21 protein-coding genes are annotated in these 25,889 nt (G+C 59.7%); 5 read left to right on the top strand and 16 right to left on the bottom strand.

Annotation, left to right across the window (positions count from 1 at the left end; all coding sequences use genetic code 11):
- Window positions 1-66: 66 nt before the first annotated feature.
- The 3 genes from BM062_RS00925 to BM062_RS00915 all read right to left on the bottom strand — a co-directional run bounded on the left by BM062_RS00925 (window position 67) and on the right by BM062_RS00915 (window position 4,062).
- A complete protein-coding gene (locus BM062_RS00925) occupies window positions 67-1,521 on the bottom strand; it encodes a Ppx/GppA phosphatase family protein (RefSeq protein WP_092392144.1) in 1,455 nt (484 codons plus the stop codon).
- A gap of 210 nt (window positions 1,522-1,731) precedes the next feature.
- Complete coding sequence (locus BM062_RS00920; RefSeq protein WP_092392142.1) at window positions 1,732-3,798, bottom strand: ATP-dependent DNA helicase; 2,067 nt, start codon at window positions 3,796-3,798, stop codon at window positions 1,732-1,734.
- 57 nt (window positions 3,799-3,855) lie between these two features.
- Window positions 3,856-4,062 (bottom strand): YdcH family protein, encoded by a 207-nt coding sequence (locus BM062_RS00915; RefSeq protein ID WP_170850937.1) that lies wholly within the window; start codon window positions 4,060-4,062, stop codon window positions 3,856-3,858.
- 162 nt (window positions 4,063-4,224) lie between these two features.
- On the opposite strand from BM062_RS00915, the gene BM062_RS00910 reads away from it, so the two are divergent.
- Window positions 4,225-5,031, top strand: a complete 807-nt coding sequence (locus BM062_RS00910) for a PP2C family protein-serine/threonine phosphatase (protein ID WP_092392140.1) — start codon at window positions 4,225-4,227, stop codon at window positions 5,029-5,031.
- Window positions 5,032-5,050: 19 nt separating this feature from the next.
- On the opposite strand, the gene BM062_RS00905 is transcribed toward BM062_RS00910, so the two are convergent.
- The 13 genes from BM062_RS00905 to BM062_RS00845 form a co-directional block, all read right to left on the bottom strand.
- The gene (locus tag BM062_RS00905; RefSeq protein ID WP_139219956.1) at window positions 5,051-5,878 is read right to left on the bottom strand and encodes a hypothetical protein; all 828 of its coding nucleotides are present in this window, start codon (window positions 5,876-5,878) and stop codon (window positions 5,051-5,053) included.
- A gap of 89 nt (window positions 5,879-5,967) precedes the next feature.
- Window positions 5,968-7,065: a cell division protein ZapE gene (zapE, locus tag BM062_RS00900; protein WP_092392135.1), complete on the bottom strand. Its 1,098-nt coding sequence runs from the start codon at window positions 7,063-7,065 to the stop codon at window positions 5,968-5,970.
- A gap of 147 nt (window positions 7,066-7,212) precedes the next feature.
- On the bottom strand, window positions 7,213-7,629 hold the full coding sequence (locus BM062_RS00895; RefSeq protein WP_092392133.1) for a hypothetical protein: 417 nt from the start codon (window positions 7,627-7,629) through the stop codon (window positions 7,213-7,215).
- 11 nt (window positions 7,630-7,640) lie between these two features.
- The gene (lpdA, locus tag BM062_RS00890) at window positions 7,641-9,068 is read right to left on the bottom strand and encodes a dihydrolipoyl dehydrogenase (RefSeq protein WP_092392698.1); all 1,428 of its coding nucleotides are present in this window, start codon (window positions 9,066-9,068) and stop codon (window positions 7,641-7,643) included.
- 195 nt (window positions 9,069-9,263) lie between these two features.
- On the bottom strand, window positions 9,264-10,523 hold the full coding sequence (gene odhB, locus BM062_RS00885) for a 2-oxoglutarate dehydrogenase complex dihydrolipoyllysine-residue succinyltransferase (RefSeq protein WP_014005739.1): 1,260 nt from the start codon (window positions 10,521-10,523) through the stop codon (window positions 9,264-9,266).
- 61 nt (window positions 10,524-10,584) lie between these two features.
- Entirely contained in the window at window positions 10,585-13,440 is a 2,856-nt protein-coding gene (locus BM062_RS00880) for a 2-oxoglutarate dehydrogenase E1 component (RefSeq protein ID WP_092392131.1), read from the bottom strand.
- Window positions 13,441-13,798: 358 nt separating this feature from the next.
- Window positions 13,799-15,103, bottom strand: a complete 1,305-nt coding sequence (gltA, locus tag BM062_RS00875; protein ID WP_092392129.1) for a citrate synthase — start codon at window positions 15,101-15,103, stop codon at window positions 13,799-13,801.
- Between the two features lie 106 nt (window positions 15,104-15,209).
- Complete coding sequence (locus BM062_RS00870) at window positions 15,210-15,479, bottom strand: FAD assembly factor SdhE (protein ID WP_061539807.1); 270 nt, start codon at window positions 15,477-15,479, stop codon at window positions 15,210-15,212.
- 117 nt (window positions 15,480-15,596) lie between these two features.
- On the bottom strand, window positions 15,597-16,310 hold the full coding sequence (locus tag BM062_RS00865; RefSeq protein WP_092392127.1) for a succinate dehydrogenase iron-sulfur subunit: 714 nt from the start codon (window positions 16,308-16,310) through the stop codon (window positions 15,597-15,599).
- Between the two features lie 75 nt (window positions 16,311-16,385).
- The gene (gene sdhA, locus BM062_RS00860; protein WP_061542296.1) at window positions 16,386-18,164 is read right to left on the bottom strand and encodes a succinate dehydrogenase flavoprotein subunit; all 1,779 of its coding nucleotides are present in this window, start codon (window positions 18,162-18,164) and stop codon (window positions 16,386-16,388) included.
- Window positions 18,165-18,166: 2 nt separating this feature from the next.
- Window positions 18,167-18,532 carry a succinate dehydrogenase, hydrophobic membrane anchor protein gene (sdhD, locus tag BM062_RS00855; RefSeq protein WP_092392125.1) on the bottom strand — a complete coding sequence of 122 codons (366 nt, stop codon included), beginning with the start codon at window positions 18,530-18,532 and terminating at the stop codon, window positions 18,167-18,169.
- Window positions 18,532-18,942, bottom strand: coding sequence for a succinate dehydrogenase, cytochrome b556 subunit (gene sdhC / locus BM062_RS00850; RefSeq protein WP_092392123.1), 411 nt, complete (start codon window positions 18,940-18,942; stop codon window positions 18,532-18,534). The genes sdhD and sdhC overlap by 1 nt, the downstream gene beginning before the upstream one ends.
- Window positions 18,943-19,127: 185 nt before the next feature.
- On the bottom strand, window positions 19,128-19,922 hold the full coding sequence (locus BM062_RS00845) for a GntR family transcriptional regulator (protein ID WP_175500836.1): 795 nt from the start codon (window positions 19,920-19,922) through the stop codon (window positions 19,128-19,130).
- Window positions 19,923-20,352: 430 nt separating this feature from the next.
- On the opposite strand from BM062_RS00845, the gene BM062_RS00840 reads away from it, so the two are divergent.
- The 4 genes from BM062_RS00840 (at window position 20,353) to acnA (ending at window position 25,710) form a co-directional block, all read left to right on the top strand.
- Window positions 20,353-21,342 carry a malate dehydrogenase gene (locus BM062_RS00840; RefSeq protein ID WP_014005729.1) on the top strand — a complete coding sequence of 330 codons (990 nt, stop codon included), beginning with the start codon at window positions 20,353-20,355 and terminating at the stop codon, window positions 21,340-21,342.
- Window positions 21,343-21,454: 112 nt separating this feature from the next.
- Window positions 21,455-22,426: an HpcH/HpaI aldolase/citrate lyase family protein gene (locus tag BM062_RS00835; protein ID WP_092392120.1), complete on the top strand. Its 972-nt coding sequence runs from the start codon at window positions 21,455-21,457 to the stop codon at window positions 22,424-22,426.
- A gap of 49 nt (window positions 22,427-22,475) precedes the next feature.
- The gene (locus tag BM062_RS00830; RefSeq protein WP_092392696.1) at window positions 22,476-22,961 is read left to right on the top strand and encodes a hypothetical protein; all 486 of its coding nucleotides are present in this window, start codon (window positions 22,476-22,478) and stop codon (window positions 22,959-22,961) included.
- 25 nt (window positions 22,962-22,986) lie between these two features.
- The gene (gene acnA, locus BM062_RS00825) at window positions 22,987-25,710 is read left to right on the top strand and encodes an aconitate hydratase AcnA (protein ID WP_092392118.1); all 2,724 of its coding nucleotides are present in this window, start codon (window positions 22,987-22,989) and stop codon (window positions 25,708-25,710) included.
- Window positions 25,711-25,889 lie beyond the last annotated feature (179 nt).

Below are 25,889 nucleotides of genomic sequence, written 5' to 3'. Positions count from 1 at the left end.
CATGGCAAATCAGGGAGCAAATCAAAAAACCGGCCGGCTTGATGCCGCGCCGGCTGCTGCAGGCAATCAGGTCCGGCGGATGGCAAAATCGACGCCGATCTCGCGCCACCAGTCCTGTTCCTTGGTCATCCAGTAAGTCGCGGTGGGATGGTCTTCAATCCAGTCGCGCTTGATGTCGAGTTCGATCTTGCTCTTCATCTTCAGGCGCAATTCGTCGAGGTCGATCTCGATCCGCGAATGCAGGAACATCACCGCCAGGCGCAAAGCCAGCACCGCCTTGGAAAAATCCGGATCCAGCAGCGCATCGCTGATCTTGCGCAGGTTGCCCTTCTGGCCAAGGATCAGCATGCTCATGGCGCGCTGTTCGCGGGTAGTGAAACCGGACAGGTCAGCGTTCTCGATCAGGTAGGCAGCATGCTTGTGATAACCGCTCTGCGACACCACCAGCCCGACTTCATGCAGCAAGGCGCTCCAGTGCAGGTACTGGCTGAGGCCGTCGCTGCTGGGCTTGAGCATTTCAAACAGCGAGGTTGCGGTTTCGGCGACCCGGCTGGCGCGCAGCTGGTCTACATGGAAACGCTGGGAAAAATCGTGCACCGACTGGTCGCGTCGGTCCAGCCGCGTGCCGCGCAACTGCAGGTCCCACATCACACCCATGCGCAGGCCTGCCTCGATCGGCTGGATCGCTTCGATGCCAAGTTCCTGCATCAGGCCGATCAGCACCGCCAGGCCGCCGACCATGACCGCGGCGCGCTCCGGCTTCATGCCCAGCAGGTCGATCCGGCTGACGTGGCCGAACTCGACGAAACACCCGCGCAGGGCCTCCAGGCTGGTGTACGACAGGCGATGGTCGCCCAGGCCGTTTTTCTCGATAGTCTCGGCAATCGCCCGGATCGTGCCGGAAGAGCCATACGCATGGCTCCAGTTTTGCGGCCGGTACGGCGGCGCCGCGTCTTCGAAATGGCTGCGGGCGGACAGCACCGCCGCGTCGTAAGCCTCGGCCGTGATCTGGCCGTCGGCGAAAAACGCCAGGCTCTGGTTGACCGTGCCGATGCCGAACGATTCGACCCGTTCGATCTGCTGGCCGCGTCCCAGGATCAGCTCGGTGGAGCCGCCGCCGATATCCAGCACCAGCCTTTTTTCATTCGGCAGGCGCAGCATGCTGGCGACGCCCATATAGATCAGCCGGCCTTCCTCTTCGCCCGAAATGATTTCAATCGGATAGCCGATGACCTGTTCGGCGATTGGCAGGAATTCCGCCGCATTCTTGGCCACGCGCAAGGTGTTGGTGGCCACCACCCGCACCGCTTCCAGCTGGTAGTCGGCCAGGATGCTACGGAAGCGCGACAGCGAATCCAGCGCAACCTGCATCGCCTGTTCGGTCAGGTAACCTTTGGCGTCAAGGCCGGCAGCCAGTCGGATCGGGTCGCGCGCACTCTTGATGACGCGGATCGCATCACCATTGTATTTGCCTATATGCAAACGGAAACTGTTCGACCCCAAATCCACTGCTGCAAACATTGCTTACCTTTATCCAAACGAGCGTTCGAGAAAAACCGGCCTGGCCGGCCGGGATTAGACACTGTGACGAACTGCGACAATAGAGCCGGATTATTACATGCTGATGACAAACCGTCAGCGCAGCTTAGCCGATCGCAACCGATCGCACCAGGCCAAAACGACAGCGCGGCGGCGATGCGGCAGACCACATCCTCTCACAAGCGCGGACAGTTAGCTGCCGACCTTCTCGCCGCTCCAGAATGCCTGCACCGCGCTCAGTTCCCGGGTCCGCCTGAACGGCGGCAGGCTCTGCCAGATGCGGCGGCCGTAGCCCTTGGAAATCAGGCGCGGATCGCAGATCATCAGGACGCCGCGGTCGGTTTCGTCGCGGATCAGGCGGCCGGCGCCCTGCTTCAGGTTAATGATGGCCGCCGGCAACTGGTGATGCATGAAACCGTTCATGCCCTTCGATTCCAGCGCGTCTATGCGCGCCGCCAGCACCGGATCGTCCGGCGGCGAGAACGGCAGCTTGTCGATGATCACCAGCGACAGCGCCTCGCCGCGCACGTCGACGCCCTCCCAGAAGCTCTGGCTGCCGACCAGCACGGCGTTGCCGGCGGCGCGGAAGCGGTCCAGCAGCTCGGTGCGCCCGGCCTCGCCCTGCACCATCAAGGGAAAATCCAGGTGGCGCGCTTCGAATTCGGCCCGCAGCCGCTCGGCCGCACGGTTCACTGCGCGTATTGTGGTGCACAGCAGGAATGCGCGGCCGCCGGAGGCTTCGATCACCGGCAGCGCAGCGTCGATGACGGCGTCGGTATAGTCCGGCGAATTGGGCTGCGGCAGGTTCTGCGGCACGTATAGCAAGCCTTGTTCGCCATAGTCGAAGGGACTGGGCCAGGACTGCGCCGGCTCGTCCCACAGGCCCATTTGCGAGGCGTAGTGCTGGAAATCGTTCTTCACCGCCAGCGTGGCCGAAGTGAAGATCCAGGAACGCGCCACGCCTTCGCGCTGCTTGTTGAAAATCGGCGCTATCGACAAGGGCGTCTGGTGCAGCTGCAGGGAAGAAGAAAAGGCTTCCACCCACAGCACGCTGCCTTCGTCGTCCTCTGCGTCGGCGGCCTTGGCTTTCTTCTGCGGCTTGCCGCCAGCCGCGGCAGGCGCGCTGTTCCAGCCGTCCAGCTTGTAGCCCAGCTCGACCGCGCGGGTGCGGCACTGCTCGATGGTTTCGGCCCGCTCCGCCTGTTTTTCCAGGACGGCGATCATGCCGTGCAGCTGTGCCCGCATGGTTTCCAGCGCCGGGAAAAATATGCTCGAGGCAGCAATCTGGTTGACCGCCAGCCGCACCACGTCCTGCGGAAAAGCCAGGCGCAGGTCGCGCGCGGCCTTTTCCACCGGCAGCACCACTTGCCCCCAGTCGGCGCCGTCGCGCGCATGCGACAAGCCTTCCGCCAGCACGTCGCGGCACAGTTCCAGGATCTGCGAAGTGGAGACGGTATTGCCGAAAAATAAAGTGGCGACCTCGGGCAGCTGGTGCGCTTCATCGAAGATGATGGTGTTGGCCGACGGCAGCAGCTCGGCGACGCCGGTATCCTTCAGGGCGACGTCGGCAAAGAACAGGTGGTGGTTGACCACCACCACGTCAGCCTGCTGCGCTTCCTTGCGCGCCTTCATCACGAAGCAATCCTGGTAATACTGGCACTCGGCGCCCATGCAGGTATCGCGGGTCGAGGTCACCAGGTTCCAGATCGGCGCGGTTTCCGGCACATTGGACAACTCCGCCTTGTCGCCGGACGAAGTGGTTTTCATGAAACGGGAAATTTCGCGCAGGTAGCCGACATCCTCGCGCGACGTCATGCGGCCGTTCTGCAGCGTGCGCTCCAGGTGGAAATGGCAGACGTAGTTGGCGCGCCCTTTCAGCAGCGCCACCGAGACAGGCGCGCTGAGCGCCCTGCGCACGGTCGGGATGTCGCGCAAGAACAGCTGGTCCTGCAAGTTCTTGGTGCCGGTCGAGACAATCACCTTGCCGCCCCACAGCAAGGCCGGCACCAGGTAGGCGAAGGTCTTGCCGGTGCCGGTGCCGGCCTCGGCGATCAGCGTGCGCTGCTGGGCGATGGCGTCGGCGATGGCTTTCGCCATTTCGGTCTGCGCCTGGCGCGGCCGGAAGCCGCCGACCGCCTGTCCAAGCGGGCCGGTGCTGGCGAACAGGCGATCGATGTCGGCGTCGTGCGTGCCGGCTGGCGCGGCGGCGGCTACAGCGGCGACGCTTTCGGCGGCAAGGGGGGATGTATCTTCGGTCAAGGTAACTTACTTAAAGCTGAGGCTGGATGGTTATCCTACCAGCCACGGGGTGGGCTATCAGGCAGGGATGTCGGGAATTAATTGCATTCTTAACAGCGTGATCTGGTCTTTCAGTTGCAATTTGCGCTTTTTCAGGCGGCGCAATTGCAATTCTTCGTGCAAGACCTGATTTGTCATGGTATGAATGGCCGCATCCAGGTCGCGATGTTCGACTTCAAGTTCTATAATGCGGCGCAGGATTTCTTCTCGATCGATCATGGTCATATTCTAGCGTTGGAAAATGTTAACATATGGAAACACGTTGAAAATCATTCCTGCGTATAATATTTCCCATCAACTTCATACTGTATTACTGTGAATGAATGGCGATTTGACGCCGGATCCAGAATTACCTAGAACAGGATGCAGTTTAATCTACCCAGACGAATGAGCCAATACAAGATCGAAGCCGGCACCGGCCAACACATCGGTGACCGCCAGGAACAACAGGACCGGACCGCATTATTCACTGCCCCAAAAGCACCGGGTTACATGATGGCAGTACTCGCCGACGGCATGGGCGGCCGCAGCGGCGGCGCGCTGGCTGCCGAGCAGGTGATCTGCACCGCCAAGCAGATCTTCGAAGGTTTCTCGCCGCTGATCGACAATGTCGAAACCATGCTGCAGAACATCGCGCTGGAGACGCACACCGTCATCAAGCTGAGCGGCTTCTCCAACGACAAGGATCCGCACACCACCATGGTGATCCTGGTGCTGTCGCCGGACGGCACGGCTACCTGGGGCCATGTCGGCGATTCACGCCTGTACCGCTTCGAGGGCCCCAATTTCGCCGAGCACACCATCGATCATTCCTACGTCGAGAAACTGGTGAGCGAAGGCAAGCTGTCGCGCAGCGAGGCGAAATCGCACAACCTCTCCAACATCCTGCTCAACGCGCTGGGGTCGAGCACCGATACGCCCACGGTCAGCATCAGCCGCTACACCGGCCTCAAGGCTGGCGATGCTTTCCTGCTGTGCTCGGACGGGCTATGGCATTACTTTACGGAAGATGAACTGGGTGCGGCCATCGCCATGAACAAGCCGCGCGATGCGGCTGAAATGCTGATCACCAAGACCCGCAAGCGCGCCGAAGGCCACGCTGCCGACAATTGCACTTTTGCGATCGTCAAGCTGGTGGCGCTGCCCAAGGAAGCGCAGAACTACACCGTCAAGAAAATGCGCCGCGCGGTGTAAGCCGCACGGCTGGCCCGGGCTACGGAGCGGAAGCCGGCGGCGGCGTTGCTGCTGCCGGCGCCGCTGGTGCGGCGGCAGCCTTCTTCGCGGCCAGGTCCTTGGCCTTGGCGGCCTTGTTGTCGGCAACTTCCTTCTGGCGTGCTGCCGAGTCCTTTGCCTTTTTCTCGAAAGCGGCGGCATTCGCTGCCCGCTCCGATGCCTTCGCGGCCTCATCCTGCCGCGCTTTTTGCAGTTTGGCGTTATGCTCGGCCACCCGCTTGTCGGCCTCACCCATGTGCTTGCGGGTATTGGCGGCGACTTCCTTATCCTTTGCCGCGCCTTGCTTGACCTTTTCCGCGTTGCTCACCTCTTTCGCCTGCTGATCCTGGGCTTTCTGCGCTGCTTCGGCCGGTTGCCCGGCATCGTGCACTTCCAGCGCCTTGTCGCGCTCGTCGGCCCGGTCCTTGCGCAAGAAAGCGTTGGCGGTAATGTCGATCGGACGGATGGTCTTCATCGCCAGGCGCCGCTGTTCCTTGGCGATGTCGAGGCAGTGGTTGACGAAGAATTTCTGATAGCAGGCCCGGCGCTGTTCCAGGTCGCGCGCCTCGACTTCAGCCTTGGCGTCGGCGACATCGGCCAGCGCCCGGTTCGCGGTCTCCACCGAAGTCAGCGTTTCCAGCGGGTAGCGCGCACTCAGCTCGGCGGCCGGCTGGTCTACCGGCTTGAGTTCGATGTCGGCGGCCAGGGCAGCAGGGCCGGCGCACAGCGCCAGCAGCAGCGCAGCCATGCCCGGCAAGAGCGGGCGCCGGCGACGCGCGGGCGTCAGCGGCGATGACAAAGGGGCCAGGATCAAAGAGGCAAATTCCACGTAAACCTATCCATTTCTATACGTTATTTTCTTTACAGCCGTATTTACAGCCTTATTTACAGCCTTATTTACAGCCTTACTTACACGACTTATACAATAGAGTCGGCCTCGGAACGCCGCTCGCTATCCATGTACTCGCGCGATTGCATCTCCATGATACGCGACACGGTGCGGTGGAACTCGTTGGCCAGCATGCCTTGCGTGTACAGCTGGTCCGGCTCTACCGCGGCCGACATGATCAACTTGATCTTGTGATCATAGAACACATCGATCAGCCAGGTAAACCGGCGCGCCTCGGACGACATCGCCGCCGACATCTGCGGAATACCGGACAATATCACCGTATGGAAGCGGCTGGCAATTTCGAGGTAATCGTTTTGCGAACGCGGGCCGCCGCACAAGGTGCTGAAATCGAACCAGATGACGCCGCCGGCCCGACGCAGGGCCTTGATTTTACGCGCTTCGATATCGACTATCGGATCTTCGTCGGCAGTATCGGCAACGCCGGCAAACGCATGGCGCAAGGCGCGGTCGGTATCGGCGTTGAGCGGCGCATGGTAGCTCTCGACCTGTTCCAGGGCGCGCTTGCGGTAATCGATGCCTGCATCGATATTCATCACGTCCAGGTTGTCTTGCAACAGCTTGATGGTGGGCAGCATGCGATCGCGGTGCAAGCCGTCGGGATACAGCGTGCTCGGCTCGTAGTTCGAGGTCATCACGAATGACACGCCGTTGTCGAACAAGGCTTTCAGCAGGTTGTAGAGAATCATTGCGTCGGCGATGTCGGACACGTGGAATTCGTCAAAACAGATCAACCGGTATTTCCTGGCGACCCGTTTCGCCACTTCATCGAGCGGATCGGCGACGCCCTTGAGCTCGTCCAGCTGGCGGTGCACGGCGCGCATGAATTCATGGAAATGCAGGCGCGTCTTGCGCACCACCGGCACCACCGAATAAAAGCTGTCCATCAGGAACGACTTGCCGCGCCCCACCCCGCCCCACATGTACACGCCGCGCGGCACATCCGGCCGCAGGATCAGGCGCTTGAAGGAATTGGAACGCTGCGCCTTGTACTCGACCCATTCATCGTAAGCCTGCTGCAGGCGATCGACCGCGCGCCGTTGCGCATCGTCCGCCTGGAAACCTCGTTGCGTCAGTGCCTGTTCGTAAAACTCTAAGACGTTCATTGTGTTTTCAATTCTTGACGAAAAACCAAAACCGGTTTGCCGGCTTCACGGATTGGCAAAAAACCAACCATGTTTTTTCAAGCCGCTAAAAATAAAAATGGGCGAGCTTTCGCTCACCCACATCAAACCAGGCAGTACATCCAGCAACTATGACCGCCCCATCTCTACCAGTACCCGGCTAGGGTAGGCTTTTTCCTTGCCGCCGAAACTGAGCGGCAGGTTTGCCCCCAAGCCAAGGCCGACCGCACCTATGCCGCCGCTGCCGCCGGTGGCGCCGATGCCGATGCTCGGCGAATTCAGCCCGGGCGGAGCGCGATACACCACTTCAGAAGTACGGTAGCCGGGCTTGTTGCAGACCACATGCAGGTCGCCGTCGGCTTCGACAATCAGGACATTGCCAGGTGTGACCACATTCCAGCGGCTGCTGTCGGTTTTCACCACGCAGCGCGCGCCAGCCAGCTGCTGGCTGTCGGATGTGGCCTCAATCTGCACGCGGCCGTTATCCGACGCTGTAGTCGCGCAGCCGGACAATGCAACGCCTAACGACAGTATCAGATAACGCATGCACTTCTCCCTTAGAAATTCAGGGACCGTTTGTCGACCGCCAGCGCCGCTTCCTTGGTCGCTTCCGACAAGGACGGGTGCGCGTGGCAGATACGGGCGATGTCTTCCGCAGATGCGCGGAATTCCATCGCCACCACGGCTTCTGAAATCAATTCCGATGCCATTGGACCAACAATGTGGACGCCCAGGATTTCGTCAGTCTTGGCGTCCGCCAGGAACTTGACCATGCCCGAGGTATCACCCAAGGCGCGTGCCCGGCCATTGGCCAGGAACGGGAAAGTACCCGCCTTGTATGCTACTCCATCTGCCTTCAGTTGTTGTTCTGTCTTGCCGACCCATGCAATTTCCGGCGAAGTGTAGATCACCCAAGGAATTGTATTGAAGTTCACATGACCGTGCTGTCCGGCAATACGCTCGGCAACCGCCACGCCTTCTTCCTCGGCCTTGTGCGCCAGCATCGGGCCGCGCACCACATCGCCCACCGCCCAGACGTTCGGCAGGTTGGTCTTGCAATCGCCGTCGACGGCGATGAAACCGCGTTCGTCTAGCTGCAGGCCAACGCCTTCGGCGTTCAGGCCGATGGTGTTAGGGATACGGCCGATCGATACGATCAGCTTGTCGTACACCGCTTTTTGCGCTGCGCCGGTGGCGTCGACATATTCCACTGTGACATCATTCTTGCCGGCCGTGATGGCGCCGATCTTGACGCCCAGGCTGACCTTCAAGCCTTGCTTGGTGAACAGCTTGCCGGCTTCCTTGGCGATCTGCTCGTCGACCGCGCCGAGGAAAGTCGGCAATGCTTCCAGCACGCTGACATCCGAGCCGAGACGACGCCAGACGCTACCCATTTCGAGGCCGATCACACCGGCGCCGATAACACCCAGTTTAGCCGGAACCGCGTCAATTGCCAGTGCACCGGTATTGGACAGGATCAGTTTTTCGTCAAACGGCGTGCCTGGCAAGGCGCGCGGATTGGAGCCGGTAGCCAGGATGATGTGCTTGGCGGTAATGGTTTCTTCGGCAGCGCCGGCGACCTTGATTTCGTAAGCGCTGGCATCGCCCTTGACGAAAGAGCCGCGGCCATGGAAAAAGGTGACCTTGTTCTTCTTGAACAGGTACAAGATGCCTTCGTTGTTCTGCTTGACGACGCTATCCTTGCGCGCCAGCATCTGCCCCAGGTTCAGTCCCAGGCCCTTGACTTCAATACCATGGTCGGCGAACGCATGGCCGGCGTGTTCGTAGTGTTCGGACGATTGCAGCAATGCCTTGGATGGAATGCAGCCTACGTTGGTGCAGGTGCCGCCCGGCGCAGGGCCGTTCTTGGCGTTTTTCCATTCATCGATACAGGCAGTATTGAAGCCCAGCTGCGCGGCGCGGATTGCTGCGATATAGCCGCCGGGACCGCCACCGATCACAACGACATCAAATTGTTTGCTCATTTCCATCCTTCGAATTATTGCCTTGCCAACTCATGCCCCATATGCCGTCAACTCAGGCAGCCGGTTTGCGGCTCGGGTAAAAATCACAGTGGCAAGGCGCTCATCATTTACTAAGCCGCCTAAACGATGCGCCCTGCTCCATTTTCCCCTCGGGAAACAAGAGTCAGGGCGCTCTCGCCTGGCGAGACTTGACGCTTACAGGTCCAGCAACAGGCGGGCTGGATCTTCCAGCGCTTCCTTCATCGCGACCAGGGCCAGCACAGCTTCACGACCATCGATGATACGGTGATCATAAGACATTGCCAGGTAGTTCATCGGACGGATCACGATCTGGCCGTTTTCAACCACCGCGCGGTCCTTGGTCGCATGCACGCCCAGGATTGCCGATTGCGGCGGGTTGATGATCGGCGTCGACAGCATCGAACCGAAAGTGCCGCCGTTCGAGATCGAGAAAGTGCCGCCGGTCAGGTCGTCCAGCGTCAGCTTGCCGTCCTTGGCCTTGGCGCCGAATTCGCCGATTTTCTTTTCGATGTCGGCGATCGACATCTGGTCGGCGTCACGCAACACCGGCACCACCAGGCCGCGCGGCGAACCGACTGCGATGCCGATATCGAAATAGCCGTGGTAGACGATGTCGTTGCCGTCCACCGATGCATTGACGATCGGGTATTTCTTCAGCGCCGCAACCGCAGCCTTGACGAAGAACGACATGAAACCCAGCTTGACGCCGTGTTCCTTTTCGAACTTGTCCTTGTACTTGGTGCGCAGGTCCATGACCGGCTGCATGTTGACTTCATTGAATGTCGTCAGGATGGCGTTGGTCGATTGCGATTGCACCAGGCGCTCGGCGATACGTGCGCGCAGGCGGCTCATCGGCACGCGCTCTTCTGGACGATCGTCCAGGTTGGCCTTGGTTGGCGCGGCGACTTGCTGCAGGGCCGGCTTGGCTGGAGCGGCTGCCAGCGGTGCTGGTGCTGCCGGCTTGTTGGCGATGGCGCCCAGGGCGTCGCCCTTGGTGACACGGCCGTCCTTGCCGCTGCCGTCGACTTGCGCCGCCGACAGGTTGTTTTCAGCCAGCAGCTTGGCTGCCGCAGGCATGGCGATGCCGGCTGCCGATTTCGATTGCAGTTCAGGCGCTGCGACTGGCGTCGGCGCGTTGCCGCTTTGCGGCACAGGCACGGCTGCCACTTCCATCGGGCTGACCTTGGCCGAAGCGTCGGTGTCGATCACGGCGATGATTTCATCCGCAACCACGGTGCTGCCGTCGCCCTTGATCAGCTGGACGATCACGCCGTCGGCTGGAGCCGGCAGTTCCAGTACAACCTTGTCGGTCTCGATATCGATCAGGTTTTCGTCGCGCTTGACAGCGTCGCCGATTTTTTTATGCCATGTCAACAAAGTCGCTTCAGCGACCGATTCCGACAGCTGCGGAACTTTTACTTCTAGAAGAGCCATTTAATTCTCCGATATTGGGGTGTGCGTCGGGCACGCCATGCATGGCGTGCCCAGTCATCGATTATTTTGTAAGAACAAAGCCTTTGAGCTTGGAAAATGCTGTGTCCAGCAACGCTTTTTGCTGCGCATAGTGCTTGTCGTAGTAACCGACCGCTGGCGATGCGCTGGCTGGACGGCCTGCATAGGCAAGTTTCTGGCCTTCGTCCAGGTTTTCAAAAATATTGTGTTGGATCTGCAGCCATGCGCCTTGGTTCTGCGGCTCGTCCTGGGTCCATACCAGCTCGTTGAAGTTCGGGAACTGCTTCAACTCGGCGGCAAACGCCTTGTGCGGGAATGGATACAGCTGTTCCAGGCGGATGATTGCGACGTCGGTCTGGCCGCGTTCCTTGCGTGCGTTGACCAGGTCGTAATACACCTTGCCGGAACAGGCGATGACGCGCTTGACCTTTTTAGGATCGATCTTGTCGTCGACTTCGCCGATCACGGTCTGGAAACTGCCCTTGGTGAAGTCGGACAACGGCGAACCGGCATCCTTGTTACGCAACAGCGACTTCGGCGTCATGATCACCAGCGGCTTGCGGAACAGGCGGATCATCTGGCGGCGCAGCAGGTGGAAAATCTGCGCGGCGGTAGTCGGCTGCACCACTTGCATGTTGTTGTCAGCGCACAGCTGCAGGTAACGTTCCAGGCGTGCCGACGAGTGTTCCGGACCCTGGCCTTCGTAACCGTGCGGCAGCATCATGACCAGGCCCGAAGCACGGCCCCACTTCACTTCGCCGGAGCTGATGAACTGGTCGATCACGACTTGCGCGCCGTTGGCGAAGTCGCCGAACTGCGCTTCCCAGATCGTCAGCGTGTTTGGCTCCGCGGTGGAATAACCGTATTCGAAACCGAGCACCGCTTCTTCCGACAGGACCGAGTCGATCACCTTGAACGGCGCCTGCTGGTCGGAGATGTTTTGCAGCGGAATATAGCTGCCGGCATCCCAGCGTTCGCGGTTCTGGTCATGCAGCACGGCGTGGCGGTGGACAAACGTGCCGCGGCCGGCGTCCTGGCCGGTCAGGCGGATCGCATAACCCGACGACACCAGCGATGCGTAGGCCAGGTGCTCGCCCATGCCCCAGTCGAGGTTGAGTTCGCCGCGGCCCATGGCGGCGCGGTCGTTCAGTACTTTTTCGACCAGCGCGTGGACCTTGAAGTTTTCCGGCACGGTAGTGATGCGCGCAGCCAGGCGCTTCAGTTCGGTCACCGGCACCGAAGTGTCGGCGGCGTCGGTCCACTTGCGGTTCAGGAACGGCAGCCAGTCGACCGCGTATTTGCTCTTGAAGTTGGTGATGACCGGATCGATGGTGTGCTTGCCGGCGTCCATTGCATCGCGGAATGCCTTGACCATGGCGTCGCCGTCGTCGGCGCCAATCGTGCCTTGCGCCACCAGCTTGTCCGCATACAGCTTGCGGGTGCCTGGATGCTGGCCGATCTTCTTGTACATCAGCGGCTGGGTCAGCGCCGGCGTATCTTGCTCGTTGTGGCCCAGTTTGCGGAAGCAGATGATATCGACCACGATATCTTTCTTGAACTCGATACGGTAGTCGAGCGCGATCTGGGTCGCGTACACCACCGCTTCAGGATCGTCGCCGTTGACGTGCAGCACCGGCGCTTCGATCATCTTGACCACGTCCGAGCAGTACAGCGTAGAACGCGAATCGCGCGGATCGGAAGTCGTGAAGCCGATCTGGTTGTTGATCACGATATGCACCGTGCCGCCCGTGCCGTAGCCGCGTGTCTGCGCCAGGTTCAGGGTTTCCATCACGACGCCCTGGCCGGCAAATGCGGCGTCGCCGTGCACCAGGATCGGCAGCACTTGCGAACCGTCGGCATCGCCGCGGCGTTCCATGCGGGCCTTGACCGAACCTTCAACCACCGGGTTGACGATTTCCAGATGCGACGGGTTGAACGCCAGCGACAGATGCACCGGGCCGCCTGGGCTGGTGATGTCGGACGAGAAACCTTGGTGATACTTGACGTCGCCGGCCGGCAGGTCGTCGGCGTGCTTGCCTTCGAATTCGGCGAACAGTTCCTGCGGCATCTTGCCCAGGGTGTTGACCAGCACGTTCAGGCGGCCGCGGTGGGCCATGCCGATCACGATTTCCTGGATACCCTTTTCGCCGGCGCGCTGGATGGTTTCATCCAGCGACACGATGAAGCTTTCGCCGCCCTCCAGCGAGAAACGCTTCTGGCCGACATAACGGGTGTGCAGGTAGCGCTCCAGGCCTTCGGCCGCGGTCAGGCGATCGAGGATGTGCTTTTTCTTCTCGGCGGTGAATACCGGCGCCGAACGGGTCGACTCCAGGCGCTCTTGCATCCAGCGCTTTTCAGTCGGATCGCTGATGTACATGTATTCGGTACCGATCGAACGGCAGTACGTGTCGCGCAGCGAATTGAGCAGGTCGCGCAGCGTAGCGGTTTCAGTGCCGAAGTAGGTGTTGCTGATGTTGAACACGATGTCCATGTCAGCATCGGTGAAACCGTAGAAACTTGGCTCCAGTTCAGGCAGCACGGAGCGTTCCTGGCGTTGCAGCGGATCCAGGTTGGCCCAGCGTGAACCGAGGTAGCGGTAGGCGGCGATCAATTGGGTTGCAGCAACACGCTTGCGGCCCATTTCAGCGTCGGCTGAAGCGGAGATGGTGCGGATAGGACCGTGTTTGGCGCGCTCGGCAAACGAGGCGATGACGGAAGCGTGGCCTACGTCAGGTTTGTCGGTGCCGTCGACGGCTGGCACGTGCTGCATGGCGTCGAAATAAGCACGCCAGTTGTCGGCAACTGAACCGGGATTGTCGAGGTATGACTCGTACAGCTCTTCAATGTACGGTGCATTACCTCCGAAGAGATAAGAATTAGAGCGGTATTGTTGCATCATCTTGCTCACCTTTCTTCGCGTTTCGCGAGATTAGCGGGTTAACATAACCTTCCGCGACACGGCCTGACCGGTTAGCGGATTGCACATCAAGTTGTGGGGAAGGGCTCTATTGCTGTGTTCTTTGCTGCCAACTGCTTTTTTCTAAATTCGGGTGCTGCCTGCCCTTCAAAACACGTTTACCACGTGTTTTTTGCTACCTTTTACTACCCGTTTCTACCACCGTTTCTACCACCATTTCTCACTGCTTCCGGCCGCATGACACGGCACAGAACAAGAGCATAGCATAACCTGCACAAACGCAAACAGCGAATCCGGGGATTCGCTGTTTTTGTGTTGCTATTGCCCGTTCACGCCCGGCTTAGCCGCGTTTTTCGATTGGCGGCACGTCACGGGTCTGCGAACCGACGAACAGCTGGCGCGGACGGCCGATTTTCTGTTCCGGATCGGAAATCATTTCATTCCATTGCGCGATCCAGCCTACGGTGCGCGCCATGGCGAAGATACCGGTGAACAGCGAGGTCGGGATGCCCAGCGCCGACTGCACGATGCCGGAGTAGAAGTCGACGTTCGGATACAGCTTGCGGGAAACGAAGTATTCGTCTTCCAGCGCGACTTTTTCCAAAGCCATCGCCAGCTTGAACAGCGGGTCGTCATGCAGGCCAAGTTCGTTCAGCACTTCGTAGCAGGTTTCACGCATCAGCTTGGCGCGCGGGTCGAAATTCTTGTAGACGCGGTGACCGAAACCCATCAGCTTGACGCCGGAATTCTTGTCTTTCACCTTGGCGATGAATTCAGGAATCTTGTCGACCGACCCGATTTCCTTCAGCATGTTGAGCGCTGCTTCATTGGCGCCGCCGTGGGCAGGACCCCACAGGCAAGCGATGCCGGCAGCGATACAGGCGAACGGATTGGCGCCGCTGGAACCGGCCAGGCGCACGGTCGAGGTCGATGCATTCTGCTCGTGGTCGGCGTGCAAGGTCAGGATACGGTCCAGCGCGCGCACCAGCACGTCGTTGACCTTGTATTCTTCGCACGGAGTCGAGAACATCATGTGCATGAAGTTGGCACTGTACGACAGTTCGTTGCGCGGGTAGACGAAAGGCTGGCCGACGTTGTACTTGTAGGCCATGGCGACCAGGGTCGGCAGCTTGGCGATCAGGCGGATGGCCGACACTTCGCGGTGGCGCGGATCGGTGATGTCCAGCGAGTCATGGTAGAACGACGACAAGGCGCCGACGGTGCCGACCAGCACGGCCATCGGATGCGCATCGCGGCGGAAACCGCGGAAGAAGAATTGCATCTGCTCGTGCACCATGGTGTGCTGGGTCACGGTGGCGTCGAATTTCGCCTTTTCAGCTGCAGTCGGCAATTCGCCGTTCAGCAGCAGGTAGCAGGTTTCCAGGAAGTCGCAATTGACCGCCAGCTGCTCGATCGGGTAACCGCGGTACAGCAGCTCGCCCTTGTCGCCGTCGATGTAGGTGATCGATGAATTGCACGCCGCGGTCGACATGAAACCCGGGTCGTAGGTGAATTTGCCGGTAGCGCCGTACAGCTTGCGGATATCGATGACTTCGGGGCCGACGGTGCCCTTGTAAATAGGAAATTCTACGGATGGACTGCCATCGGAAAACGATAGCGTGGCTTTTGTATCAGCGGTGGTCATGGCTCTTCCCTCAATCAAAAGGTGACTCTAAATCAAAAAAACAAAAGACGCGCCTGCAAGCTGGACAACCTCTTCCGCGGCCGTCGCCGCCAGCGAAGATACAGGCTTAAGCAGTGCGTATTCTGGCTAACAGGGCATGCACTTGCGGCAAATCCAGCAAGCCGTCCGGTTCTTTACGGACCAGCAGCAAATCCATTAGTTCATTGTCGGACAGCTCCATCAAACGCGAAAAAGCGTCGACATCGTCGTCCGTCATGCTGGCTTCGTTTGCATCCAGGAAACGCGTGAGTATCAGGTCGTTTTCAAGCAGGCCGCGTCGCGCACGCCAGCGCAGGCGGGCTCGGTTGGCAGGATCGGCTTGATGGATGATAGACATGGAACCCACTTATTCTATTTGATATCGCCATTCGGCGCTTTCGACGGACAGTTCTAAAACTGCCGCAACGACAAGGGCGGGAAGACTCGGAAGTCTCGCCGCCCTGCTTACTCTCTTCTACACTGCTCGGCGGACCATCAGTTCCTTGATCTTGCCGATCGCTGCGTTAGGGTTCAAGCCCTTCGGACAGACATCCACGCAGTTCATGATCGAACGGCAGCGGAACAGGCGATACGGATCTTCCAGGTTGTCCAGGCGCGCGCCGGTGGCTTCGTCGCGGCTGTCGGCGATGAAGCGGTAAGCTTGCAGCAAGCCGGCCGGGCCGACGAACTTGTCCGGGTTCCACCAGAACGACGGGCAGGAAGTCGAACAGCATGCGCACAGGATGCACTCGTACAGGCCATCCAGCTCTTCGCGCTGTTCCGGTGATTGCAGGCGCTCTTTTTCCGGCGGGATGTTGTCGTTGATCAGGAACGGCTTGATCGATTCGTATTGCTTGAAGAACTGCGTCATGTCGACGATCAGGTCGCGGATCACCGGCAGGCCCGGCAGCGGCTTGAGGATGATGGGCTCGGTCAGTTCGTTCAGGTTGGTGGTGCAGGCCAGGCCGTTCTTGCCGTTGATGTTCATGGCGTCGGAACCGCACACGCCTTCGCGGCAGGAGCGGCGCAGCGCCAGCGAATCGTCGACGTCGGCCTTGATGCGCTGCAAAGCATCCAGCAGCATCTTGTCGGTTGGCAGCAGCTCTACCGTCAGGTCCTGCATGTAAGGCTTGGCGTCCTTATCAGGATCGTAACGGTAGATTTTAAATTTCAAAGTACGTGATGACATGGCTATACCTTTTTATTAATTGTGCGGCAGAGTTGCGGGCCACCGCGAGGTGGCGCACCGCCCTGCCGCGACAAATCAGAATGTGCGTGGCTTTGGCTTGAACGTATCAACTGTCAGCGGTTTGGTGATCACTGGCTTGTAGTCGAGACGATTACCTTCGGAATACCACAAGGTATGCTTCATCCAGTTTTCGTCATCACGCTTTTCATAATCGCGATGCGCGTGAGCGCCGCGCGATTCCTTGCGGGCTGCAGCGGAAGTAATGGTGGCCTTGGCGGTTTCGATCAGGTTGTCCAGTTCCAGCGCTTCGACACGCGCGGTGTTGAAGACCTTGGACTTGTCCTTGAACGAAACATGCTTGCGCCGCTCGTCGAGCACCATGATTTCCTTGTAGCCCTGCTGCAGCAGTTCATCCGTACGGAACACGCCGCAATAGTGCTGCATGGTCTTGCGGATATCGCCGGCCACGTCTTGCACGCGCTCGGAACCGGTGCTGGTTTCCAGCTTGGCCAGGCGCGCCAGGGCGACGTCGGCTGCATCCGCCGGCAACGGCTTGTTGCTGCGTTCCTTGAGCTTGCTGTCGACAATGTGATTGCCCGCCGCGCGGCCGAACACCACCAGGTCCAGCAGCGAGTTGGTGCCCAGGCGGTTGGCGCCGTGCACCGAGACGCAGGCGCACTCGCCGATGGCGTACAAGCCGTTGACTACCGCGTTCGGGATGCCGTTCTTCGGCACCACTACCTGGCCATACACATTGGTCGGGATACCGCCCATTTGATAGTGGATGGTAGGCACGACCGGGATCGGTTCTTTCAAGGCATCGACGTTGGCGAACTTGTGGCCGATCTCCAGGATCGACGGCAGGCGCTTCATGATGGTTTCGGCGCCGATGTGGCGCAGGTCCAGCATCACGTGATCCTTGTGCGGACCGCAGCCGCGGCCTTCCTTGATTTCCTGGTCCATCGAACGCGACACGAAGTCGCGCGGCGCCAGGTCTTTCAGGGTTGGCGCATAACGCTCCATGAAACGCTCGCCGTTGGCGTTGATCAGGATACCGCCTTCGCCGCGCACGCCTTCAGTGATCAGCACACCCGCGCCGGCCACGCCGGTCGGGTGGAACTGCCAGAACTCCATGTCTTCCAGTGGCAGGCCGGCCCGTGCAGCCATGCCCATGCCGTCGCCGGTATTGATGAAGGCATTGGTGGAAGCGGCCCAGATGCGCCCTGCACCGCCGGTAGCCATGACAGTGGTCTTGGCTTCCAGGATCATGACATCGCCGGTTTCCATTTCAAGCGCCACGACGCCGATGACGTCGCCTTCCGCATCGCGCACCAGGTCGATCGCCATCCACTCAACGAAGAAGTGGGTCTTGGCGCGCACATTGCGCTGGTACAGCGTGTGCAGCAACGCATGGCCGGTGCGGTCGGCAGCGGCGCAGGCGCGCGCTACCGGTTTTTCGCCGAAGTTGGCCGAGTGGCCGCCGAACGGACGCTGGTAAATGGTGCCGTCGGCGTTGCGATCGAACGGCATGCCGAAATGCTCCAGCTCATACACGGCCTTTGGCGCTTCACGGCACATGAACTCGATCGCATCCTGGTCGCCCAGGTAATCGGAGCCCTTGACGGTGTCAAACATGTGCCAGTACCAGCTGTCCTCGGACATGTTGCCGAGCGAGGCGCCGATGCCGCCCTGCGCCGCAACCGTGTGCGAACGGGTAGGAAATACTTTCGACAAGACTGCAACATTCAAACCAGCTTCCGCCAACTGCAGCGAAGCACGCATACCGGAACCACCGGCCCCAACGATTACCGCATCAAAGCGGCGTGTAGGAATTGTGGATTTAATAGCTGCCACGATTACACTCTCCACAAAATCTGCGCCGCCCATCCGGCACAACCGACCAACCACAGGATTGTGGCAACTTGCAAGACCAGGCGCACGGCGACCGGCTTGACGTAATCCATCCAGACATCACGCACGCCGATCCATGCATGGAAAAACAGCGCCATCAGCGTCACGAAGGTAGCGAGCTTGAACCACTGGTGCGAAAACAGGCCCGCCCAGCCTTCATAGCTGAAGTTGCTGGCGGTCAGGAAAGAAATCAGCAGGATGACGGTATAAACCGCCATGACGATGGCGGTGACGCGCTGAGCCAGCCAGTCGCGCAAACCGTAATGCGCGCCTACTACCAGGCGCTTGCCGCCAATATTGTTATCAGCCATCAGAATGCTCCAAACAGTTTCAATGCAACGATCAGCGCCAGCGGCACGCTGACGATCAGGACACCGGCAGCCGACTTGCGTGCGCTGTCCTTGTCCAGGCCGATGTGGTTATCCATGACGAGATGGCGGATGCCAGCGCAGAAGTGATGCAGGTAAGCCCAGGACAGGGCCAGGATGACAAGCTTTACGAACCAGTTCGACGTAAAGCCTTTGAAGTATTCGAAAGAACTTTCAGATACCAGGCTTTTATCCAGCATGAACAAGATAAAAGGCAAGAGCAAAAACATCAACAAGCCACTAATGCGATGCAAAATCGAAATAATGCCTGCCAGCGGCAAGCGGTAACCGACAATTTGAGTAATGTTTATATTACGAAACTGTGGCCGATTGGGTTTCGCGGCTTCAGACATGACAGGGTTCTCCTCAGTTTAAAAATTTGCGACAAAAGCGCAATCCCGCAATTTTCGCCGATTTTTGTGCAGCACACCAATAGTTATTATTCAATATTGCGAATAATCACCGGCGCTCATCCTGATGCTTTGCCATTTTGCCACCAGTCGTCGGTATCGACAGGGAGCCGGCGCGCCACCGCTGCTCAGCTCAGCTCGTTCTGGTAGTGATGACGATTGGTTACATACAAGCCGCGCCGCACTTCCACCGGCTTGTCGCCATAAGTGAAAGACACACGCTCCACGCACAACAAAGGCGATGACTTTTCCACCGCCAGCAACTGCGCCGCGTCGGCGTCGGCGCTGGCGGCGCGGATCTGCTCGGTGGCGCGGATCATGCGCGTGCCGAATTCGGTTTCAAACAGGCCGTACATCGGCCCCTTGTATTCCACCAGGCGCTCCAGCGTCAGGGCCTTGAACAGCGCGCCCGGCAGCCACAGCTCTTCGAGTATGGTCGGCACGCCGTCGAACGCCATGACGCGCTTGACATACACCACCGAGTCGCCCGACTTCATGCCGAGCAGGCGCGCGATTTCCGCCGGTGCGCGCAGGCGCTTCAGCTCGATGACTTTTTTATCGGTAACTTGCGGCTGGTCGCTGTCCGGCATCAGGCGCAGGAAACGGAACTGCGAGCGCGCTTCGTGATGCGTGGCGACAAACGTGCCCTTGCCCTGGCGCCGCACCAGCAGGTTTTCCGCGGCCAGCTCGTCGATCGCCTTGCGCACCGTGCCCTGGCTGACCTTGAAACGGTTGCCGAGCTCTACTTCGCTAGGGATCAGTTCGCCCGGCTTCCACTCGCCGGATTGCAGGCGCTGCATGATCAGCGCCTTGATCTGCTGGTAGAGGGGACTGAAGGTCGGGGACGATGCTGAGGGAGATGCGGGAACAGCAGCGCTCTGGCTGGCGGGGTCACTGCTCACATTGGGCGGGATGGAACTCATAAGCTCAGATTTCACCATAAAACACCCATTGTCGTCCAGCAAAAAATACGCAATGATATGTCTTATATAAGACATAAGATATTGATTGACATACCATGTTGCCAGGCCTAAACTCGCGGGCATAAGCACTGACTGACGGCTATCGCCGCGCTCAAATCGCGTTTCATGCAAGAGATGCAAGCCGCAAATTCCGGCTCCCTGCTCAAAGCGAAACAAACTGACGCACGCGGCTTTCGCCGGTATCATTAGAGGCTGCGTTGCTAAGTCTCCGCTTTCCGTTTGCAAGGATTTTTGTTATTTAACCCTTCTATTTGAACGGTTGAGGACAGAGCTGCACGAGTAGTGTGATTCGCCACGCTGCGGTGGCTCCTAAACCCTACCCGGGCGGCTCTGTCCCGCAAATATTTTTAACTCTCTCTGGAGATTCAACATGGCTAAGTCCCCTCTGCGCGTTGCCGTTACCGGCGCCGCTGGTCAAATCGGTTATTCCCTGCTGTTCCGCATCGCCAACGGCGACCTGCTTGGCAAAGACCAGCCGGTCATCCTGCAACTGCTGGAAATCCCTGACGAAAAAGCACAAAAAGCGCTGAAGGGCGTGATCATGGAAGTCGACGATTGCGCTTTCCCGCTGCTTGCCGGCATCACTGCCCACAGCGATCCGCTGACCGCATTCAAGGATGTCGACGTCGCCCTGCTGGTCGGCGCCCGCCCGCGCGGCCCAGGCATGGAACGCAAGGACCTGCTGGAAGCCAACGCCCAGATCTTCACGGTGCAAGGCAAGGCGCTGGACGCCGTTGCTTCGCGCAACGTCAAGGTGCTGGTGGTCGGCAATCCGGCCAACACCAATGCCTACATCGCCATGAAATCGGCGCCTAACCTGCCGGCCAAGAACTTCACCGCGATGCTGCGCCTGGACCACAACCGCGCCCTGTCGCAAGTTGCGGCCAAGATCGGCAAGCCGGTCGCCAGCATCGAAAAGCTGTTCGTCTGGGGCAACCACTCGCCAACCATGTACGCCGACTACCGCTACGCGACAGCCGACGGCGCATCGGTCAAGGACCTGATCAACGACCAGGTCTGGAACAAGGACGTGTTCCTGCCGACCGTCGGCAAGCGCGGCGCGGCGATCATCGAAGCGCGCGGCCTGTCGTCGGCAGCATCGGCCGCCAACGCTGCGATCGACCACGTCCGCGACTGGGTGCTCGGCACCAACGGCAAGTGGACTACCATGGGCGTGCCGTCGGACGGTTCCTACGGAATTCCTGAAGGCACCATGTTCGGTTTCCCAGTCACCACCGAAAACGGCGAATACAAAATCGTCCAGGGCCTGGAAATCGACGCCTTCTCGCAAGAGCGCATCAACATCACGCTGAAAGAACTGCAAGAAGAGCGTGACGGCGTGAAACACCTGGTCGGCTAATCCCCTCAGGCACGCACACCCGCAGCACCTGCATGGCAACACTGCCATTGCCATGCAGCGCTTGAATACAGAATTTAGAATTCTTTACCGCCACACCCAACAAAAAGTCGCAATGCATCCTACCCAGGTCTTATTCCTAGGCAAGCAGCAGCCGGTCTCGCTACCGGTCTGCGATCATTACGCCGGCGCTGAAAAGCTCATGCGTAAGTCGGTCGCCCTGCAGCAGGAGCTGGGTCCGGTATTCGACATCACACTCGACTGCGAAGACGGCGCCAGCGCCGGCAACGAAGCAGCACACGCACAACTGGTCGCTGCCGTCATCGCCGGCGCCGACAACCGCTTTGAGCGCATCGGCGCGCGCGTGCACGACAGCGGCAGCGCTTTTTTCGAACAAGACGTAGAGATCATCTGCAAGGGCGCAGCGCGCCGGCTGGCTTACCTGATGCTGCCCAAGGCCGAGAGCCTGGCCGAAGTCAGCGCCGCCATCGCCCTGATAGAGCACCACAGCAGCCAGGCCGGACGGCAGGCGTTGCCGGTCCATGTCTTGATTGAAACCCACGGCGCCCTGGCCGACGTGTTCGCCATCGCCGCCCTGCCCCAGGTGCAGTCGCTGTCGTTCGGCATCATGGATTTCGTTTCGGCGCATTACGGCGCCATTCCCAGCGCAGCGATGCGCTCGCCGGCGCAGTTCAGCCATCCGCTGGTCACCCGCGCCAAGCTGGAAATCGCCGCGGCCTGCCATGCGCACGGCAAGGTGCCTTCACATAACGTCACCACAGACATCAAGGACAGCGCCAGCGCCGCTGCCGATGCCGGCCGCGCCGCCGGCGAATTCGGCTATACCCGCATGTGGAGCATCCATCCGCAGCAGATCAGGCCGATCTTGAACGCATTCACCCCGCCGCAGTCGGAAATAGCCGCCGCGGCACAGATCCTGCTTGCCGCCCGGCAGGCGGACTGGGGACCGATACAACACGAGGGCACGCTGCACGACCGCGCCAGTTACCGTTATTACTGGGGTGTTCTGCAGCGGGCAAAAAACAACGGCGTCGCACTACCTGAAAATGCAATAACTTTGTTATAACCGCGCCCCGCGTTGCCAAGACAGCGGGATGCATCATGGAGCAATGGAAATGAAAAAGAGTCTGTCTATTTTAGTTTTGCTGTGCGCCAGCCTGGCAGTTGCAGCACCGCAGGTGCAAGCCCAGACCAGCGCCAAGAAAACCGTCAAGAAATCCGCCAAGAAGCCGGCGGCAAAAGCAGCGCCGGCAGAAGCCGACGACGGCGAAGATGAAGGCACGCCGGACGTCAAGACTGCAGTTTCGGTCGATTACAAATGCGAGCTCGGCAACAGCCTGACAATTTTCACCAACGCTGAAGACGACAAGCACATCGCACTACGCTGGGGCAAAACCCTGCACCGCCTGTCGCGCGTGCCGACCACCACCGGCGCCAACCGCTTTGAAAACCGCAAATACGGCCTGCTCTGGATCGGCATCCCGGCCAAGGGCATTTTGCTTGATTCAAAAACAGGACATCAACTGGCGAACGAATGCAAATCGGCAGCGCAAGAATCCATGCCGGCTGCCGCACCTGTTGATCCGGCACATAGCTTGTAATTAAACTGAAAACCCAGGAGAAATCATGTCCCGCAACACGTTGAACACACTCAAGGAATTCAAGATTTCCGCCTCCAAGAAAGGCAAGTTCTATTCCTTGCCTGCGCTGGAGAAAAAACTCGGCGTCAACATCTCGCGCCTGCCGGTGTCGATCCGTATCGTGCTGGAATCCGTACTGCGCAACTGCGACGGCAAGAAGGTTACCGAAGAACACGTCAAGCAGCTGGCTAGCTGGGGCGCGACTGCTGCCCGCACCGACGAAATCCCGTTCGTGGTGGCGCGCGTGGTGCTGCAAGACTTTACCGGCGTGCCGCTGCTGGCCGACCTGGCCGCGATGCGCAACGTTGCCGCCTCGCTCGGCAAGAACGCCAAGAACATCGAGCCGCTGGTGCCGGTCGACCTGGTGGTTGACCACTCGGTGCAGATCGACCATTTCCGTGAAAAGAAAGCGCTCGACCTCAACATGAAACTGGAATTCCAGCGCAACAACGAGCGCTACCAGTTCATGAAATGGGGCATGCAGGCATTCGACACCTTCGGCGTCGTGCCTCCCGGCTTCGGCATCGTCCACCAGGTCAACCTGGAATACCTGGCGCGCGGCGTCCACCAGAAGGATTCGGTGTATTACCCGGACACCCTGGTCGGCACTGACTCGCACACCACCATGATCAACGGCATCGGCGTAGTCGGCTGGGGCGTCGGCGGCATCGAGGCGGAAGCCGGCATGCTGGGCCAGCCGGTCTACTTCCTGACACCTGACGTCGTCGGCGTCAACCTCACCGGCCAGCTGCGCGAAGGCGTCACCGCCACCGACCTGGTGCTGACCATCACCGAACTGCTGCGCAAAGCCAAGGTTGTCGGCAAGTTTGTCGAATTCTTCGGCGAAGGCACTGCCTCGCTGAGCCTGACCGACCGCGCCACGATCGCCAACATGGCGCCTGAATACGGCGCCACCATGGGCTTCTTCCCGGTCGACGACGCGACCATCGAATACTTCGAAGGCACCGGCCGCAGCAAAGCCGAAATCGACGCGTTTGCTGGCTATTTCAAGGCCCAAAACCTGTACGGCATTCCAAAGGCCGGCGATATCGACTACACCACCGTGGTCGAACTCGACCTGGCTACCGTCGCGCCTTCGCTGGCAGGCCCTAAGCGTCCGCAAGACCGTATCGAAATCGGCAACGTCAAAGCCAACTTCGCAGAACTGTTCAGCAAGCCTATCGCAGAAAACGGCTTCAACAAGAAAGTGGAAGACCTGGATGCGACCTACACCAACGCCGACGGCGTCAAGCTGCAAAACGGCGATGTGCTGATTGCCGCCATCACTTCCTGCACCAACACGTCCAACCCTAGCGTCATGCTGGCGGCTGGTTTGCTGGCCAAGAAAGCAGTCGAGGCCGGCCTCAAGGTTCCTGCCCACATCAAGACTTCGCTGGCCCCTGGCTCGCGCGTCGTCACCGAATACCTGGAAGCAGCCGGCCTGCTGCCGTACCTGGAAAAACTCGGCTTCGGCGTTACTGCCTACGGCTGCACCACCTGTATCGGCAACGCCGGCGACCTGACGCCGGCCATGAACGAAGCCATCGTCAAGAACGACGTGGTGGCATCGGCCGTGTTGTCGGGCAACCGCAACTTCGAAGCACGGATCCATCCGAACATCCGTTCCAATTTCCTGGCCTCGCCACCGCTGGTCGTCGCTTACGCGATCGCCGGCAACATGACGCGCGACCTGATGACCGAGCCTGTCGGCAAGGGCAAGGGCAAGGATGGAAAAGTTCGGGACATTTACCTGGGCGACATCTGGCCGACCTCGCAAGAAGTCGCCAAGCTGATGAAGTTCGCGATGAACGCCAAGACCTTCAAGGCCAACTACGCTGACGTCAAGGGCGCACCAGGCAAGCTGTGGGAAGCCATCAAGGGCGTCGCCGGCGGCGAAGTCTACAACTGGCCGAAATCGACCTACATCGCTGAACCACCGTTCTTCCAGGATTTCACCATGGTGCCGAAGGCAGCAGCGACCGGCATCACCGGCGCCCGCGCACTGGGCGTGTTCGGCGATTCAATCACCACCGACCACATCTCGCCAGCCGGTTCCATCAAGGAATCGAGCCCGGCCGGCAAGTGGCTGATCGCCAACGGCGTGCTGAAGGCTGACTTCAACTCCTACGGCTCGCGCCGCGGCAACCACGAAATCATGATGCGCGGCACCTTCGCCAACGTCCGCATCAAGAACCTGATGATTCCTGCGACACCGGACGGTTCCCGGGTTGAAGGCGGCATCACGCTGCAACAGCCAAGCGGCGAACAGACCTCGATCTATGACGCCGCCATGCAGTACGTCAGCGACGGCGTGCCGACCATGGTGTTTGCCGGCGAAGAGTACGGCACAGGCTCCTCGCGCGACTGGGCAGCCAAGGGTACCCAGCTGCTGGGCGTGAAGGCCGTGTTTGCGCGTTCGTTCGAGCGTATCCACCGCTCCAACCTGGTCGGCATGGGCGTCTTGCCTTTGCAGTTCCTCGGCACGGACAGCGTCCAGACCCTCGGCATCACCGGCAACGAGACGTTCGACCTGAAGGGCATCGACGGCGAAATCAAGCCGCAGCAAGACGCTACCCTGGTGATCCATCGCGCCGATGGCGAAACCAAGGAAGTCAAGGTCCTGCTGCGTATCGATACGCCGATCGAAGTCGACTACTACAAACACGGCGGCATCCTGCCGTTCGTGCTGCGCCAGTTGCTGGCAGCATAACAACCGCCCTGCCCGCCGCCATCTGTACCGGCGGCGGACAGGCAGTCGGAAGTACCTCAAAACGCCGGCCAGACCGGCGTTTTTTCATTTCTGGACGGATGCACGGTTATCCAAGGTAGTTATTCCACATGGCGTTAAATCCACTACAATAGAAGCTAGCAGTCTTCCTGCCTTTGAGT

This window comes from Collimonas sp. OK412 (assembly GCF_900112135.1).
In the GTDB taxonomy this organism is placed as follows: Bacteria; Pseudomonadota; Gammaproteobacteria; order Burkholderiales; family Burkholderiaceae_D; genus Collimonas; species Collimonas rhizosphaerae.
This window is presented reverse-complemented; position numbering and strand designations above follow the sequence as displayed.

What these genes read in the sequence shown, in the direction of transcription:
- BM062_RS00830 (WP_092392696.1), top strand. Translation starts at nt 22,476, where the DNA reads ATGAAAAAGAGTCTGTCTATTTTAGTTTTGCTGTGCGCCAGCCTGGCA.
- BM062_RS00910 (WP_092392140.1), top strand. Translation starts at nt 4,225, where the DNA reads ATGAGCCAATACAAGATCGAAGCCGGCACCGGCCAACACATCGGTGAC.
- odhB (WP_014005739.1), bottom strand. Translation starts at nt 10,523, where the DNA reads ATGGCTCTTCTAGAAGTAAAAGTTCCGCAGCTGTCGGAATCGGTCGCT.
- BM062_RS00840 (WP_014005729.1), top strand. Translation starts at nt 20,353, where the DNA reads ATGGCTAAGTCCCCTCTGCGCGTTGCCGTTACCGGCGCCGCTGGTCAA.
- BM062_RS00925 (WP_092392144.1), bottom strand. Translation starts at nt 1,521, where the DNA reads ATGTTTGCAGCAGTGGATTTGGGGTCGAACAGTTTCCGTTTGCATATA.
- BM062_RS00845 (WP_175500836.1), bottom strand. Translation starts at nt 19,922, where the DNA reads ATGAGTTCCATCCCGCCCAATGTGAGCAGTGACCCCGCCAGCCAGAGC.
- gltA (WP_092392129.1), bottom strand. Translation starts at nt 15,103, where the DNA reads ATGACCACCGCTGATACAAAAGCCACGCTATCGTTTTCCGATGGCAGT.
- BM062_RS00880 (WP_092392131.1), bottom strand. Translation starts at nt 13,440, where the DNA reads ATGATGCAACAATACCGCTCTAATTCTTATCTCTTCGGAGGTAATGCA.
- zapE (WP_092392135.1), bottom strand. Translation starts at nt 7,065, where the DNA reads ATGAACGTCTTAGAGTTTTACGAACAGGCACTGACGCAACGAGGTTTC.
- sdhC (WP_092392123.1), bottom strand. Translation starts at nt 18,942, where the DNA reads ATGTCTGAAGCCGCGAAACCCAATCGGCCACAGTTTCGTAATATAAAC.
- BM062_RS00870 (WP_061539807.1), bottom strand. Translation starts at nt 15,479, where the DNA reads ATGTCTATCATCCATCAAGCCGATCCTGCCAACCGAGCCCGCCTGCGC.
- BM062_RS00895 (WP_092392133.1), bottom strand. Translation starts at nt 7,629, where the DNA reads ATGCGTTATCTGATACTGTCGTTAGGCGTTGCATTGTCCGGCTGCGCG.
- sdhD (WP_092392125.1), bottom strand. Translation starts at nt 18,532, where the DNA reads ATGGCTGATAACAATATTGGCGGCAAGCGCCTGGTAGTAGGCGCGCAT.
- BM062_RS00915 (WP_170850937.1), bottom strand. Translation starts at nt 4,062, where the DNA reads ATGACCATGATCGATCGAGAAGAAATCCTGCGCCGCATTATAGAACTT.
- lpdA (WP_092392698.1), bottom strand. Translation starts at nt 9,068, where the DNA reads ATGAGCAAACAATTTGATGTCGTTGTGATCGGTGGCGGTCCCGGCGGC.
- BM062_RS00865 (WP_092392127.1), bottom strand. Translation starts at nt 16,310, where the DNA reads ATGTCATCACGTACTTTGAAATTTAAAATCTACCGTTACGATCCTGAT.
- acnA (WP_092392118.1), top strand. Translation starts at nt 22,987, where the DNA reads ATGTCCCGCAACACGTTGAACACACTCAAGGAATTCAAGATTTCCGCC.
- BM062_RS00835 (WP_092392120.1), top strand. Translation starts at nt 21,455, where the DNA reads ATGCATCCTACCCAGGTCTTATTCCTAGGCAAGCAGCAGCCGGTCTCG.